The following is a 16058-nucleotide window of genomic DNA, read 5'->3' on the forward strand; positions in this document are numbered from 1 at the left end:
GAGTGATAGGGTAATCCTCACGCACAAAACAAGACCTGACCCTGATAAGTTGCAGCTCAGCAAACCAATCCAAGGCCAAACGTTGCAATCAAGCGGGTGTCCATATATGTCCACGCATGACCCTGTTCAGCACCTATGCTGATAAAACTCTGCCTTAGACTTCAAATACTCTTCCCACTTTCCTAGCATTCGTTGCTTGTTTTCCTCTGGAGAGTGTTTGCTAGGATCGTACCCGTCAGTTGGCGGCATATATCCAACAAACTCAGCAATCTCTTCCGGGTAATCAAAGTCTGCGTATATATCTTCGACACAAGAAAGGGGGTTTGAAAACGCTTTACTGTTTTCAAACAACCAAGCCAACGTCACATATAGCCATTTTTTTTGCGCAACGCTGTCATTGCGCGAGCTCTCAGCAGACGCAAGTTCACGTAGAATAAGCCCCACTCGTTCCGCATTTTCTTTTCCTAAGAAAGCCAAATCGGCTTCTAGATCGACTTCAGAACCGTCAAGCATACGTTTTTCGGCAAGTTGAACGACGCTCTTCCAACCCAGCAGTTTGTGTTCGAATGCCCACAACACATCTCGCCAATCAACACGCACTTTGCTGAGAACGAACTCAACTGAGATTACTATCTTTTCAATCATCTTACGTTCGGGATACCGTTAATTGTTCCGCCTTCAACAAATCTTTGGTGAGTTAACCTGTTACCACCTTCAACTATATACTCGTACCTACCAGGCACTCCATTTAAATTGCCTTGTATCTGAGTGAGATCTCTTACAACACCGTCACCTCCTGTGATCTTGAAATGAGTACCGTTATTTGCAGCATCTTTTCTCATAAATGTAGCTGCATTGTGATGCTTATCTCCTTTTAAGGCGCTGCCGACAGGTTCGGCGTTAAGCAAGTCTTTCCCAACTCCACAATTCGCGTTATGCACCCAAGCACCATCTTCGCCTACGAAATAGGTATGGAAGTCAGCGACTTCGAAGTTATAGGCAGGAAAAACACCTGCACGTTGCGACATGGACTGCACGACAAGGTCGTCGCCCTCGAGACTCTCGATCTTGTCATTGGCTTTGAGATTGCTTGTTTGAATCCAACCTTTACCCTCCACCCAGAAGGGATGCTCAGCGGTTGTCTCAATAACATCCAATTCACCGTCTGGACCGATCAAGGCCAGACCCAGAATTGGCTTGTCCTTGCTTTGGAAGAGGTGGAGAACCGGCTTCCAGGCAACCTCACCGGTCTTCTCATCCTTTGAAGCCACCAGATCGCCGACACGGATTGCCTCGATGGGTTTCAAACCATCCTTGGTGTGAACCAATGTCCCTGCTTTAAAGCTGCAAACCCTACCCGCGATCCGGCGTCCTATGTTAGCAAGACCAACCCCCTGACCGGCCCCCGGTGCAGCTGCCGCCAGGCTGGCCCCGGCCCCAATGTAATCCCCTCGAGCCAGAGAAATACCAGCATTTAGGAGATCAGCGGCGTTACCGACGACAGGGATCAGTCCAACAATATCCAGGCCAAGTTGAAAGCCATCTAGCCAGCCGCCGCTATCGGGTTCGCCGGCAGCGCCATGTTTTAGGTCATTGTGAAGTCTCGAAAATGCCCCCGTGAAGGCACCGTTGACGAACTTACCCCCTCCGAGTTCTTCACCGACACCGCCAGCAACAGCCGCGGCGGCAACTCCCACAGGAGCAGGCGCATACTGGTCTACGTATGCTAATCCGGGAGCCGCGAACTGTGCAAAAGCACCTGCCAGGAAGCCGCTCTTGAACTCGCCACCTCGCAGCTTGCTGATCGCCCCGCCCACGGCGCCGTGTGCAACGGTTTTAGCAATGTGTCCTGGTGAGAGAAAACTGGCGTTAACATTTTTAAATGCATCACCAACCGCATTGAAGGCTACAGCGCTCGCCACGGCTATTCCCGCCGACATCAGCGCCTGTCCAAGGTCTCCTCCATTGGCGAGTGAAACCAGCCCCGAGAAGGCCGCCGATACAAGGATTGCCCCCCAACCTTGCAAGCCAGGGACAAAGTTTATCCCGATCTGAATGGCAGTCGTCACGTACTGGTTCTGCAAGGCCTTCTTGACGAAGGACTTGACCGCCTTGAAGGCCTTCTTAAAGACGCTTGCGATCTTTTTGAAGATTTTCTTAAAGAAGAACCCGGATGGATCGGTATAGCTGAGCGGGTTGTTCTTGACGTAGGAATAGCGGTTAAAGGATTGGGTATCGTCCGGCGCCTGCACGTTGGGATCGGCCGACAGGAATCGTCCCAGTGTGGGATCGTAGACCCGGCCGTTCATGTGGATCAGCCCGACGCCGTCCAGATGCTCATGACCCGTGAACCCCCTGGGCGTTTCGCTCGATGCCGCTGGCACCCCGGCGTTCCAGTCGGTGAGACGGCGCTTGCCGTGGGCATCGTAGGAGAGATGCTCGGTGACCAGGCCCTGCTCGTCGGTGATGGACTCCACCGAGCCCAGGTGATCCTTGTGCAGGTAGCGGGTCTTATCCGTCAGCGCGTTGCCGTCGTCGATCTTGGTGTAGATCGCCACCGTGCCGCCGCCGGCGCGGATGTAATGCACCAGCTCGTCCGGCTGGTTCAGCCGGCTGCGCCGCTCGTAGCTGCTGCCCACGTAGTCCGTGGTGGTGGTGAGGCCGTTGGTCTGGGCGTTCTGCTGAATGCGCGCGCGGCTGGGACCGTAGACAAAGGAGGTCCAGTTGCCCGTGACGCTGTCGGTCACGTTCTGGGGTTTGTTGAAGGAGGTCCAGGCCGTGGTCCGCCCCGCCCCGGAGATCATGCTGCCGTTGAGATCGTAGGTGTAGGTGTTGCTGCCCGCCGTGGTGACCGCGTGCGGCCCGGCGCCGTTCTGACCGTAGAGATAAGCCCCCACATCCGACTTGTTGGTGATGTTGCCCAGATTGTCATAGGCATAGGTGGTGGTGTTGAGCGTTGTCGCGTTGGAGGTGTCCGTGAGCGTGGTCGAGGTCACCCGGTTCAGGCCGTCATAGACGAAAGCCTCCTTACGGTCCCGGGTGAGGTCGTTGCGCTCGCTCAGATTGCCCAGGGTATCGAAAACGAAAGACAGGTTCTGGATGCTGGTGCCGCCGTGGGTGGTCTGGATCGAATCCAGCAAGGCCGTGGCAGGATCATAAGCCCGGTTGGTCACCACCCCGTTGCCCAGGGTCTCTTGCGTCACCATGCCCTCGGCATCGACCGTGTCGGCCTGCCAGTAGACCGTGCTGCTCAGGACCTCCGAGACCGAGCCCAGGAAACCGTTGGCGGTATAGTTGTTCTGGACCGCAAAGCCGGAGGGATAGGTGATGGTATCCGGGCGGCCCTGGGCGTCATAGGTCAGGGAGGTCTGATAGAGGGTGCCGGAGATGGTGGTGGAGGTGCTGTCCGGACGGCCCAGGGAGTCGTAATCGGCGACCTCAAGATAACCGTTGGGACCGGAGACCTGATGGATCTTGCCTTTACCCTTGGTGGCCGTGTCGTAGGTCCAGGTGGTGGTACCCTCGGCCTCGATGCGGCTGGTCATGCGGCCCAGGACGTCGTAGGCCATGGTGACCGTCTGCAGCTTGGCATCGGTCTGGGAAATCAGTTCGCCCAGGACGTTGTAGCTGTAGGACCAGACGCCCATGTCGGGATCGGTCATCCCGGTCTTACGGCCGCGCTGGTCGTAGGTCATGGTGGTGAGCACGCCGTTGGCATTGGTTTGCAGAAGGTTGCCGTAGGCGTCGTAGCTGTAGGTGACCGTGCCGCTCAAATTGTCCGTCGAGGTGACCAGTTCGCCGATGGCGTTCTGGGTCTTGGTCATGTTCTGGTTGAGGGCGTTGTTGATCGTCGTGGTCAGCCCGCCGTAGTCGAAGACCTGAATGCCGCCGTCCGGGGCGATCACGCTCATGCGCCGGCCGAGATCGTCGTAGTGGGTCGTCGCCCAGAGCGGGGTGACACCCTCGAAGTAAGGCCGCGAGACCATGTGGGATTCGCCGCGCGGGTTGTAGCTGGTGTCCACGTAGATCTTGGTCACGCCGTCGAAGGCGATGGATTCCGTGCGGAACACACGGTTCATCTTGTCGTAGTACTGGATAGAGGGTGTATTGAGCGCCGTACCGCCGGCTGTCAGGAAATCCTGGCTGGTGATCTTGTAGACCGCGCCGGGCTGGCAAACCGTGTCGCAAAGGTCGTAGCTGATGCGGCTTTCGGTGCCGTCGGCGCGCAGTTCCTTGGTCTTGCGCCCGAAACCGTCGTATTCCCAGGTCGTGGTGATGCCGTTGGGCCCGGTCAGACTGGTGACCACCCCAAAGCGCGCATCCGTGACCATGGTCTCGCTGTGGCTCAGCGCATTGGCGCTGGAGAGCGGGAACTGGCCGTTCGTGTCGTAGCTGGTAGTGGAAGATCTGGAGGTGACACCGGTTCCGCTGACCGAGACCGCGGTCTCGTTGCCGAAGCTGTCGTATGTATAGCTGGTAGTAACTTTTAGGCTGGCGATATCCGGCTCGATAATCTCCTTGGTCAGCAGGCCGTTGGTTGCGTTGTACTCCCAGGCGGACTTGCGGCTCTGGTTGGGTGCACCGGGCCGAGACTTAGTCACCGTCGTGCTGGTCACCCGGCCCAGGATCCAGTTGACCTCGTCGTTGTCGTAGAGGCTGGCGGTCTGGGTCGTAAAGACCTGCCCTGCCGTCGCACCCGTAGTCTCATCGGTCACGGACTGGGTGATGCTCAGGGCATTGCCGTAGTCGTCGTAGGTCGAGGAGGTGGTGGTGCTGGAGACCAGGAAGCCGGCGACTTGGTTACTCTGCAGGTCTTGGCGCGAAATCTCATAGGCCTTGGAGGTCGAGCTGTCCGCATAGGGAAACAGCACCGAGGGCTGGTTGCTGGCCGTCCCGTCGAAGATCAGCTTGCTGGCGTAGGTACTGGCCACCTCCTTGACCAGATCGACCACCACGCCGTTGTCCAGACGCGTGACGCTGCTGTCCACCTGGCCGGTAAAGGGATAGGTCTGGTTGTAGGTGGTGGTGGTCAGGATCCCGGTCTGCTCGTCCCGTGCCGTCACCGTGCGGAAACCCAGGAAACCACGGCCCTCGGTGTTCACCTTGGCGCCGGCGTAGCTGTAGTTGATGACCGCCTGGCCCTCCAGATTGCCCGGCGTCTCGGTCTTACCGTCGTCCTGGCTCACCGAAGCAACAACATACATCGGAGCCTGGATGTCGATCTCAGGAAAGGAAGCACCGCTGCCCTTGGTGTAGACGCTGTCATCCGTCAGAGGCTTGTAGGTGATCGACGCAACACGGCCCAGACCGTCGGTGCCCGAAACGAGTAAATCGGAGCCACCAGAATTGTTCAGCCAAGTGATCATGCTGTAGGTACCACTGGCGTTCCGATAAGCACGCACCCAGTCGACGAGACCATCTCCGTTCACGTCCTGAAACTGGCCCCGGGTTATCTCGGACTTCTTATCCAGGATGACGTCAGGCAGCGCGTAGCCCGCATTGTTTTGCCAACCGCTACCCGTATTCAGCCAAGTGATCATGCTGTAGGTGCCGCTGGCGTTTCGATAAGCACGCACCCAGTCGACGAGACCATCTCCGTTCACGTCCTGAAACTGGCCCCGGATTATCTCGGACTTCTTATCCAGGATGACGTCAGGCAGCGCGTAGCCCGCATTGTTTTGCCAACCGCTACCCGTATTCAGCCAAGTGATCATGCTGTAGGTGCCGCTGGCGTTCCGATAAGCACGCACCCAGTCGACGAGGCCATCTCCGTTCACGTCCTGAAACTGGCCCCGGGTTATCTCGGACTTCTTATCCAGGATGACGTCAGGCAGCGCGTAACCTGCGTTTTGAGTGAAGGTGCTCCCCGCAGTATGATCGCTGTAGGTAAAGCTATGCGGTTCGAGGCAGTTGTTGTTGGCGTCGCACTCAGTGAGTGACGTCAGGCGCGAGCGGCCCGTGGCCGTACCGTACTCATAGGCCATGTCATAGCGCTTCACGAGCGTATCAACCGCACCAAAGGTCGCGTAGGTCTCGATCGATTTCAAGCGGTTCAGAGTCTGGGTCCGCACTCCGGCCATGTAGTGCACGCGGGTATCGGTTCGCGTTTCGTAAACAAAGCGCACCGATGCTGTCGGCGGGGTCGCTGCGACCGTGTTGCCCGCATAGTTGATCCGGTCGATCTGATGCACATTGTTGGTGGTGTCGTCGGAATAAACCAGATCCAGATAGTTCCCGACCCGGTCCTCGATCCGGTTGACCGACCAGTAGCGCACGTCAGTCTGACCCGGCACTTCGACCTTAGAATCCGCCGTGTTGCCGTAGGTCATGATCTGGCCCGACTTGGTCCAGACCTTGAAATGCGCTGGGCCTGCACCCGCCGTGCCGTAGGAGACGATCTTGGAAAAAGATGCCAGTTCCGTGCTGTAGACCGTGCCGTTCGCGCCATACACACCATCGGTTGCCACCAGGCGCTGCCCGTCCAGGCAGAAGCGGTCGTTGGCGCTGTAGTCCACGCCGCTGATGGTATCGTCTTGCACCTTAGTCTTGCCGCAACGGTGGATCACCGAAAGTCCGCCCAGCGACCAGCCAACACCCAGAATGCCGTTGTCGCCCCGACTGCCGTAAATCAGCGACAGGCTGGGCGCCATGCCGGCAACCCCGGGCGGAACCGAAAGAGGAATGGAGTAGTTGGCCGACCCACTCTCATCCACCGCGATGGCCCCGGGCGTGACGCCCGCCACCATCGTTTGGGCCGATACGGGCAAGCCGCCAATCAGCAGCGAGGCGGCGGCAACCGCCGAGAACAGCAAGCCCCCCTGCCCCACGGCAGCCATAGACCCAAACGACAGAAGACGAGATACCGAAAGCATGCTGCGTTGGACCGCATTCTCTGCCACATCCGAACGCGTTGTGCTTTGCAAACGCTGCCTCGAACGTGTCCTCGAATAGGTACGTTCAATCGAACGCAACACGCTATAAAGCATCGGCTATTTCCCCAAAGACAAAACCACGCACACGAATAAAACCGGAGGCGGTAGAACGCCTCAGGTCACAAAAAAGCCGACTTCCGTAAAAGCCGGCGGCACCGCTCGAGCCGAATAACCAGTCATTTCGCGGCGGAGACCCAAGTCTCCACCATCAGAGCGCAAAGTTAAATCCCGCAAAGATTGCGAAATGAAAGTGTAACCCATTACGCTCAAACACTTATTCTGTGATCCGCCGACTCGAATTTACAGCTCCAGATTAGATCACAAAAATGTCACCGGCAAGCAGCGACAACCACCAAGGAGATAACTTTCTGTGGATAAAGCAACTAAACAACCATATTCCAATAGCTTGCTATGGTAGAAAAAACTATCACCCCACAGGGTAATGCCCGCTTACCCTATAAGCCTAAAGTTCTCTAATCGGATTCTTTGCAACAGTGCCGTCATTTGCCGCCTGACGGCGAGAAGCCCCTGCCTCGGATGCTGCACTCGAGCCGTTGCGTAATCGATCGTTTTTGCAACGGTTGCAGAAAAGTCAATCACCGGCAGAAAACCGAGATTTAGGTTGTTGCGAATATCAGTTGCATATATATCGTTGCATAAAAAAATAAAAGTGATTTATGCAACATGAAGATCGGCTACGCGCGCGTATCGACCCATGAGCAGAATCTGGATCTTCAGCTGAAGACTCTTGAGGACGCAGGCTGCAACGAGATCTACAGCGAGAAGATCTCTTCGGGCCGGGTCATCCAACCGGAACTGGAAAAAGCTCTCTCCCGCCTGCGCGAAGGCGATACCTTCGTGGTCTGGAAACTGGATCGTCTCGGCCGCAGGACGGTCGAGTTGCTGGACTTCATTCAGGACATGCAACAGCGAGGGGTTGCCTTTCAATCCCTATCGGACGGCATCGATCCGAGCAGTGCTATCGGGAAAGCGATCTTCACGATCGCCGGCGCCTTCGCCGAGCTGGAGCGGAATCTCATTCGCGAGCGAACCCTACGCGGCCTGGAGGCGGCCAAGGCCAAGGGCACGAAGTTCGGTCGCAAGCGAAAGCTCGGAGATAAACAGATCGAGATGGCTATGAAGTTGGCCTAGCTGGCCCGAAGCTACGAAAAGCGACAAAAATTAGAACAATAACGGAACATGACTTGAAACTGTGATCAAAGCTGAGCCAAGTATCTTCAATGTGCGTCGCTGAGAAGCTATTGACCGCCCTTCGCGGTTGCACTAACCTTTGGTTCATGAAGCATTCAATCTGTAGCGCTCAAGATTGGTGGCTGGCCTGTTAACAGGGCGGCCCGGTGTATTAATCTGATTTTTGGCCGCCGCATCGGGCGGCCTTTTCATTTGCTCCTGCTCGTATGCGGTGTCCCGTCTAACTGAAACGGAGACAACCATGAGCAAACCCGTCATCCTCACCGGCGATCGAACAACAGGTCCGCTGCACCTGGGCCACTATATAGGCTCACTAAAAAATCGCCTGGCCTATCAAGACACACATGAGCAATTTCTTCTGCTTGCAGACCTCCAGGCACTCACCGATAACGCGGACAACATAGACATGGTGCGGCACAATGTGATCGAGGTTGCCCTCGACTATCTTGCAGTGGGTATCGATCCAGCCAAGACAACGATTTGCCTTCAATCACATTTGCCGGCGATAGCTGAGCTCTCGATGCTGTATCTAAACTTCGTGACGGTTGCCCGGCTTGAGCGTAATCCCACGATTAAAGAGGAGATCCGCTCACGCGGATTTGGGCGCAACATTCCAGCAGGCTTTTTGTGCTACCCAGCCGCACAGGCCGCCGATATCACGGCGTTCCGTGCGACAGTTGTTCCAGTGGGTGAAGATCAAGCACCTTTGATTGAGCAGACAAACGAGATCATCCGCCGCATTAACTCCTCCGCTAAACAACCCCTTTTGCCGGAAGCCAAGGCAATTGTCCCTCGAATGGGCAGACTCCCTGGTATCGACGGCCAAGCTAAAATGAGTAAGTCAGGTGGCAACTCAATTTCTCTTTCAGCCACACCTGACCAAATATCTGTGGCGGTGCGGTCCATGTTTACCGACCCGGGCCATTTACGTGTTGATGATCCGGGCAAGGTGGAAGGCAATGTTGTCTTTGCATTCCTGGATGCGTTCGATACCGAACAAAATGAGGTCGAGGATCTCAAGAATCACTATAGCCGCGGCGGCCTCGGCGACGCAGTTATCAAGAACAGGCTGGAACAAATTCTACAAGGCTTACTCGCCCCTATTCGAAAGCGGCGAGCCGAGTTGGCCTCGAACCGCGATTATGTGATCGAGGTAATCAAAGCGGGGACGCTGAAAGCTAAAGCAGTTACCGGACGTACAAAACAGGATATTCAGAAGGGGCTTGGTATGTTTCGGCTGTAGAGTGCTTCAAAACAGTCCGAGGCTGTATGGCTCCGGACCGGGCGTAAAGGGGATTGGAAGGGTTCGGCATGGACTATGAGATCGAGTTGGAGCGCCATTGGAGCCTAAGTTTTGATGACATGGGATTTCTGAACAGAATTCCCCCAAGTCACCGTCTGCTTGCCGCGCTTGAGCTGATCAACATCCGCAACACAGGACGCTTCATTGGCCGTCACAAGAATCTACCTGCCGAAGCTGTAATTTATGTCGCAGATCAACTCGGCGCGGAAGCTGGTGAGCGGGAGATGCCTCCGCTGCGTAACCGAAATGCCGAACGCTATCGCGTAAAAGCCCTGCAGTACTTGGGTTGGAAGCGAATGACGGCAACGGACAGGCATGACTTTGCTCTATACATCGCGGAAGAGATTGCCCCAACCGGACTTCCTACGCCAAAGATGGTCGCTCGGGCTTTCGAGTGGACAAAAAGAACGCCAAGTTCGGGCCCCAAGTGAAGGAGAGGTCACACGGCTTGTCGCCGGCGCTCGCCGCAGATGGCTCGGCAACCTTTTTGCAGAGATTCTGGTTCAGCTTGACGAGGGCACGATCACGAAACTGGAAAACTGCCTCGCGTTCCCAGAGCGGCGCACTGGTTTTCACAAATTGAGGGAAGACAGTGGTGCCGCAACGCTTGAGGCCATTCTGGACGCGGCGGATCGATTGGCCTTCGTGAAAAACCTAAAGCTACCGCGCCACTTGCTTGCTCGGTTGGACCAAAGATGGATTGATGAAATCGCCTGCCGTGTTGCTGGGGAGACAGCATCAGAAATGCGTCGGCATGAAACCGTTCAACGGGTTGCCATGTCAGCCATTTATCTGATGTCGCGTGAAGCGAAGATGACGGACCATCTTGTTGATCTGACTCTGGAGGTGATTCACAGGATCAGCACCCGTTCGCGGCGCAAAGTAGAGAAACGCATTGCCCGCGAGATAGAACGGGTCTACGGCAAAGAGCGCCTGTTGGCGAATATCGCCGCTGCTTCGATCGCTGATCCTGACGGCTTGGTGCGAGAGGTGATCTTTCCGCTTGCTGGCAGGGAGAAGTTAGAAGCCATTATAAAGGAATACAAAAGCCGGGGTGGCTTGAAGCGCCAGGTACACGCTCTCATGCGGCGTTCTTATTCCGGACATTTCCGGCCAATGCTGCATAGGCTGCTAACCGTGTTGACGTTTCGGTCGAACAATAGCAGCTGGCGGCCAACTCTTGACGCTCTAAATTGGATTGTTGAGATGCACGGGCAAGGCAAGCGCGTGGTTCCGATTTCTGATGCGCCTCTCGATGTTGTGCCGCCTGGATGGCGTAGCTCTATTCTCGACGACGCCGGCAGAGTGAACATCATCTCCTTCGAACTATGCATTCTGGCACAGCTGCGCGATTGCATCCGGGCCAAGGAGATCTGGTTCGAGGGAGCTGATCGCTACAGGAATCCTGATAAAGACTTACCACAAGACTTTGCGGAACGGCGCGAGCACTACTACAGCACACTCAATTTGACACGTGATGCCGCCAGTTTCACGCACGCACTCAGAAGTGAGCTGGAACAGGAACTGAAGCTGTTGGACACAGCGTTACCCGGCGACAACAAAGTGCGGATTCGCTGGTCACCGGAAGCGCGGGTTTCGATCACTCCCTATATGCCCGCACCGGAACCGCCAGGATTGGCCGCCGTTAAGGCGGAACTTGGCCGTCGTTGGCCAATGACGAGTCTGCTTGATGTGTTGAAGGAGACGGCGCTCGACACTGGATTTCTGGAACTCTTTAAAACATCGGCAACGCGGGAAGTTCTTGCGCGGGAGGAGCGTGACCGACGCTTGTTGCTCTGTTTGTATGGCCTTGGAACGAATGCGGGGCTGAAACGCGTTGCCGGCAGTACAGCGGATGTAAGCTATGATGAACTCTTACATATCCGCCGCCGCTACGTACACGCCAATGCACTCCGTGCAGCAGCAGCACAAGCGGCGAACGCTACTTTGCGGATCCGAAATCCCGAGATCTGGGGAGAAGCGGGCACAGCCTGTGCGTCTGATTCCACGAAGTTTGGCGCCTGGGACCGGAACCTCATGACGGAATGGCATGTCCGCTATGGCGGGCGCGGCGTGATGATCTACTGGCATGTGGAGCGAAAGGCCACTTGCATCTATTCGCAGCTGAAGCGCTGTTCCTCCTCAGAGGTGGCAGCCATGATAGAAGGAGTGCTGCGTCACTGCACAGACATGGAAATTCAGCGACAATATGTGGACAGCCACGGCCAGAGCGCAGTTGGCTTTGCTTTCTGTCGTCTTCTTGGTTTTGAACTGGCACCCAGGCTTAAGAGAATCAGCCGTGAAAAGCTGGCCACGGCCTATACCGGAATGAAATCTGATCTAGCCCACATTGCCCCGATCCTAGGTACGCCAATTGATTGGCCCGAGATTGAGCGCCAATACGATGAGATGGTGAAATACGCTTCTGCCATGCGACACGGTACGGCAGACCCCGAAGCTATTCTACGGCGTTTCGCTCGCGCTGACGTTATGCATCCAACATACAAGGCTTTGGCGGAGCTCGGTCGTGCCGTCAAGACGATCTTCCTATGCCGTTATCTAAGGTCGGAAGCGTACCGGCGTGAAATTCATGAAGGACTGAATGTGGTCGAGAACTGGAACAGTGCGAATGGTTTTGTGTTCTTTGGGAAGGGCGGGGAGTTTGCCACCAACCGAGTCGAAGATCAGGAAATCACCGCGCTGTCACTTCACCTACTTCAAGCATCTCTGGTCTACGTGAATACGCGCATGCTGCAGTCTGTCCTCATCGATCCGGGATGGCAGGGACAGATGACTGCTGAAGATCATCGCGGTCTTTCGCCGGCGTTAACTAACCATATCAACCCCTATGGCAGACAAGAGATCGATCTCAGCAAGCGGATCGACTACGGCAAGATAGCTGCTTGACTGAGGCGTCACATTAGAGTGCACCCACAGGAGACATAGGAATGTGACAAATCAAAGCGTTACAAATGGGTGGCCTGATGGCTATTGTTACAGTATCAGAGTTCAATCCACCCTAATGTGACGGATTGCGATGCCTAAGATCGGATATGCTCGTATTAGTTCCTCCAGCCAGGATCTCGATATACAGATTTCAAAGCTGAAGAATGAGGGCTGTGACATCATTCGTTCCGAGACTGGATCTGGCGCCACCAGAGACGGTCGCACCGAACTTGGAACCATCCTGGAGTTCCTGCGCGCAGGTGACGAACTGGTCGTTCATCGCCTCGATCGGTTGGGTCGATCCACACGCGATGTTCTTAATCTGGTGCACGAGTTGGATGCGAAAGGAGCAGGACTACGCGTGCTTGAACCAGAGGTGACCACGGCGGGTGACATGGGCCGGATGGTTATCACCGTCCTCGGTATGGTCGCTGACATGGAACTAAAGTTCATCCGAGATCGTCAGCGAACCGGGATCGATGCGGCGAAGAAAAAGGGCGTCTACAAGGGACGACGGAAAACTGTAGATGACGAGGAAATCCGTTGCCTTGTCAGCAAAGGCATTTCTAAAGCGCAAGTCGCTCGCGATCTTGGGATCTCCAGGATGTCTGTCTATCGAGCATTGCGGAGTGGTTTCAATGAGTCTGTACGCCAGCCTCTGAGCGTAACCTGATGCTGGTTGTATTAAACGGTCTACCAGGCGTAGGAAAACTCACGATAGGTCGATGTTTGGCGGACAATCTGAACGGGCGTCTCCTCGATGTTCATACCGTTTACAATATCGCATTCGCTTTAACCGAATTCAGGTCCGAAGAATTCTTCGATACGATTCGATCCGTCTGGAAGATCACCGATCAGAGGATCAAGGTATTGCCTCCTCAAGTTCCGGTCGTTTTTACAGAAGCCTTAGCAGGAGAATCTGATTGGGCAAAGGAATGCTGGTCGCGGGTTGAACGCATCGCTGCAGAACGCGGCCCTCTCTTTGTTGTGCATATTGTCTGCTCTCTGAATGAAAATAGGTGGCGCATTCAGTCCCCCGACCGGGATCTGAAGCGCAAGCCGCGAGATGCCTCCTATGCAGAGAAAAAACATGCTGCGGGCGAACAGCTGCTTGGGTCAGATTCACTCAACCTCTTGCAGCTCGACGCAACAGATCTTTCAGCAGACGAAGCAGCCCTGTCCATTTCAAACTGGATTGCTGAACATCGAAGTGAAAGAGGGCTTTGAAAGCTGAAGTTCTCTATTGGTTCTAATTTTTGTCGCTTTTCGTAACTTCGGGCCGGTTAGGCCAAGTTGCTGGAGACGCCCCACAAGGACGGAAGCTTACCGACCTACGAAGAGGTCGGGGCAGCCTTTGGTGTCGATAAGTCCACGATTTCACGACGGATAGCCGAATTCAAAGAAAGGTCCGCATAGTGGACTACTGGACCCTTGGCGCCATGGCGGACGCCAACATCATTCTGAGCGCCTGGTGCGAAGACTGCCGCCACAAGAACCACATCGATCCGAATGATCTGATCAACCGCCCTGCCCTCTCTCCCTTCGTGAACGTACGGGAGCTGCGCGAGAAAATCGTCTGCAGTGCCTGTGGCTCGCGATCGATCAACTTGCTGCTCCAGGATCGACATGTTGTTGAGACTTGGTATCCGGATCCGGAAACCTGGGCGCCGGATGATGACAGCCACCTACGGGACGAAGAACCGGTAAAGATGCGGGCCGCGGGCTCTTGAGGCGCGGCGGCCGGCATGAGAATTTAGCGTTAATGAATTGTTTGTATTATTATGAATACGATTGCAATCAGACGCGCCGGGACATACCCAGCCGTTGTGTCGTGAACATGCGACTTCCATAGATTCGTGCCACCGAACTGATGCTTTGATCCGAGCCGCGACACAACGAGCGATAAGCTCATGCGGCCTGGTTGGCATAGGAGTGAGAGCGACCGTTCGTGACGCAGAAGAGTCATGAACGTGAATCGCCCTCTGAACTTATAACGAACGGCTGATACGCATTTTTCTGGCCCCAGAAATAACGATCAGGCGCAAGGTGGAACCGACATGTCTTCAGAAATTCAAACTTCGATCAACGCGCACGTCGCAGCCAGAATACGTATCCTCCGCAAGGAAGTCGGCCTTACGCAGCAGGAGGTTGCACGCCAGCTCGGGATTTCGTTTCAACAGCTGCAGAAATATGAACACGGCAAGAACCGGGTCAGCGCCGGCCGGCTCTATCAGCTTGCCGCCGTGCTTGAGACCAACATCGAGGCATTTTTCGCCGGCTATAAGCAGGGCGCTGCACAGGATGCGAAAAGGCCGACAGAGGTATCTCGGTTGGCGCGCCAGTTCGAAGCTATATCTTCTACTGAAATCAAGAAGAGCATTTACGGACTCATTCGCGTGCTCGACGAAACCAGGACGGCGTAATCCAGTAAGCGGAAGGACCCTTTCTCGCTATTTTTGACAATCTTTGCCAATATATGCCATAATCGATCTATAACGGAGATCTGAATATGGCAACGATGAATGTATCCCTGCCCGATCCGATGAAGGATTGGGTGGAAGCACAGGCCCAAACCGGCCGTTACAGCAATGCAAGCGATTATGTCCGCGACCTGATCCGGCGCGACCAAGAACGCCAAGACAAAATTGCCAACATGCAGCGTCTTGTCGATGAAGGTTTGAGCAGTGGAATCAGTGGCCGCTCCATGGGTGAAATTTTGGAGGCGGCGCGCGAAAAGGCTGGCGTCGATCCCGAAGACCATGGCCTATAGGCTCAGCCAAAAAGCCGATGATGATCTTGTCGAAATCTATATTGATGGCGTTCGGGAATGGGGTGTTTCGCAGGCGGAAAAATATCATGCCGAGCTAAAGCATGTATTTGAGATTCTGTCCGGCAATCCCGAGCTTGCCCGAGAACGCGCTGAAATCACGCCACCTGTTCGCATCCACCCCCACGGATCACATGTCATTGTCTACGTCATCGATGACCACAGGGACGTGTTTGTTATCCGTGTGCGGAGTAGTCGTGAAGACTGGGTGAGCGACCCTATCTAGGTTTCATTTAACATTATACCTAATGCAGTAAACGGCGCTTGGAGCCCTTCCTCGACATTTCTGCTCGACGCAGCATCCTTCGCGAAGGGCGGGAAGGAGACGTTCGCTGCGGTTCGCAGCGATGTCGGCAATGCGGGACAAAGATGCCAATTAAATCAGCTATACCAATGGCTGCTCCCGAGAACGCATGCCTCACGAATACTACTTCTACTCAACAGTTTTGGGCCATGTTCCAGATTTGACCACGAGCATCTCAAGCGCTTTCTTAACGTGGGCTCGATAATCCGCTTCAAAAGGTTCGGACAATGTCTTTTCCAAAACTCCATGCAGCGTATTCAATGCCCAAAGCTCTCCGTCATGTACAACAGCTTCTTGCAGTTTTTCGCCATTCTGTTCGTCCAGCGTTCGGGAAAGAAACTCGAACACGGCCAACGCTGCACTATCGTCAAGATCCAATTTTATGCTCATTGGCACTCTCCCTCTTTTCCTTGAAGCCGACATTGGCCGCATCGCAGTAATTTGGCAACATGGGGCTGATTTTGATGAAAAAGGCGCGGTTGAAGTAGAGTTGTAGTTCTGATTCAATTTTCCCATTGATTTGGGAGATTGATG

Annotated in this window: 13 protein-coding genes; 10 read left to right on the forward strand and 3 right to left on the reverse strand. The window is 55.0% G+C overall.

Annotated features, from left to right (window positions below; all coding sequences use genetic code 11):
• Window positions 1-126 precede the first annotated feature (126 nt).
• Together QMZ18_RS36095 and QMZ18_RS36100 are read right to left on the reverse strand one after the other, a co-directional pair.
• Entirely contained in the window at window positions 127-645 is a 519-nt protein-coding gene (locus QMZ18_RS36095) for a DUF2247 family protein (RefSeq protein ID WP_282611297.1), read from the reverse strand.
• Window positions 642-6986, reverse strand: coding sequence for a polymorphic toxin-type HINT domain-containing protein (locus QMZ18_RS36100; RefSeq protein WP_282611298.1), 6345 nt, complete (start codon window positions 6984-6986; stop codon window positions 642-644). Before QMZ18_RS36100 ends, QMZ18_RS36095 begins: the two co-directional genes overlap by 4 nt.
• Before the next feature lie 630 nt (window positions 6987-7616).
• On the opposite strand from QMZ18_RS36100, the gene QMZ18_RS36105 reads away from it, so the two are divergent.
• From QMZ18_RS36105 to QMZ18_RS36150, 10 genes are all read left to right on the forward strand, one after another.
• Window positions 7617-8084 (forward strand): recombinase family protein, encoded by a 468-nt coding sequence (locus tag QMZ18_RS36105; protein ID WP_282611299.1) that lies wholly within the window; start codon window positions 7617-7619, stop codon window positions 8082-8084.
• A gap of 301 nt (window positions 8085-8385) precedes the next feature.
• Window positions 8386-9387, forward strand: a complete 1002-nt coding sequence (gene trpS, locus QMZ18_RS36110) for a tryptophan--tRNA ligase (protein WP_282611300.1) — start codon at window positions 8386-8388, stop codon at window positions 9385-9387.
• Between the two features lie 68 nt (window positions 9388-9455).
• Complete coding sequence (locus QMZ18_RS36115) at window positions 9456-9878, forward strand: DUF4158 domain-containing protein (protein WP_282611301.1); 423 nt, start codon at window positions 9456-9458, stop codon at window positions 9876-9878.
• Entirely contained in the window at window positions 9763-12354 is a 2592-nt protein-coding gene (locus QMZ18_RS36120; RefSeq protein WP_282611302.1) for a Tn3 family transposase, read from the forward strand. The genes QMZ18_RS36115 and QMZ18_RS36120 overlap by 116 nt, the downstream gene beginning before the upstream one ends.
• A gap of 130 nt (window positions 12355-12484) precedes the next feature.
• A complete protein-coding gene (locus tag QMZ18_RS36125; protein ID WP_282611303.1) occupies window positions 12485-13066 on the forward strand; it encodes a recombinase family protein in 582 nt (193 codons plus the stop codon).
• 56 nt (window positions 13067-13122) lie between these two features.
• Window positions 13123-13620 (forward strand): hypothetical protein, encoded by a 498-nt coding sequence (locus QMZ18_RS36130; protein ID WP_282611304.1) that lies wholly within the window; start codon window positions 13123-13125, stop codon window positions 13618-13620.
• Window positions 13621-13808: 188 nt separating this feature from the next.
• Window positions 13809-14123: a hypothetical protein gene (locus tag QMZ18_RS36135; RefSeq protein WP_282611305.1), complete on the forward strand. Its 315-nt coding sequence runs from the start codon at window positions 13809-13811 to the stop codon at window positions 14121-14123.
• A gap of 327 nt (window positions 14124-14450) precedes the next feature.
• Complete coding sequence (locus tag QMZ18_RS36140) at window positions 14451-14816, forward strand: helix-turn-helix domain-containing protein (RefSeq protein ID WP_282611306.1); 366 nt, start codon at window positions 14451-14453, stop codon at window positions 14814-14816.
• An 86-nt stretch (window positions 14817-14902) separates the two neighbouring features.
• Window positions 14903-15163 carry a type II toxin-antitoxin system ParD family antitoxin gene (locus tag QMZ18_RS36145; protein ID WP_282611307.1) on the forward strand — a complete coding sequence of 87 codons (261 nt, stop codon included), beginning with the start codon at window positions 14903-14905 and terminating at the stop codon, window positions 15161-15163.
• Entirely contained in the window at window positions 15153-15446 is a 294-nt protein-coding gene (locus QMZ18_RS36150; protein WP_282611308.1) for a type II toxin-antitoxin system RelE/ParE family toxin, read from the forward strand. Before QMZ18_RS36145 ends, QMZ18_RS36150 begins: the two co-directional genes overlap by 11 nt.
• A 207-nt stretch (window positions 15447-15653) precedes the next feature.
• Here the strand turns inward: QMZ18_RS36150 and QMZ18_RS36155 are convergent, their stop codons facing one another.
• Window positions 15654-15914: a hypothetical protein gene (locus tag QMZ18_RS36155; protein ID WP_282611309.1), complete on the reverse strand. Its 261-nt coding sequence runs from the start codon at window positions 15912-15914 to the stop codon at window positions 15654-15656.
• Between the last annotated feature and the right edge of the window lie 144 nt (window positions 15915-16058).

This window comes from Pelagibius sp. Alg239-R121 (assembly GCF_947331435.1).
Lineage (GTDB): Bacteria > Pseudomonadota > Alphaproteobacteria > Kiloniellales > Kiloniellaceae > Denitrobaculum.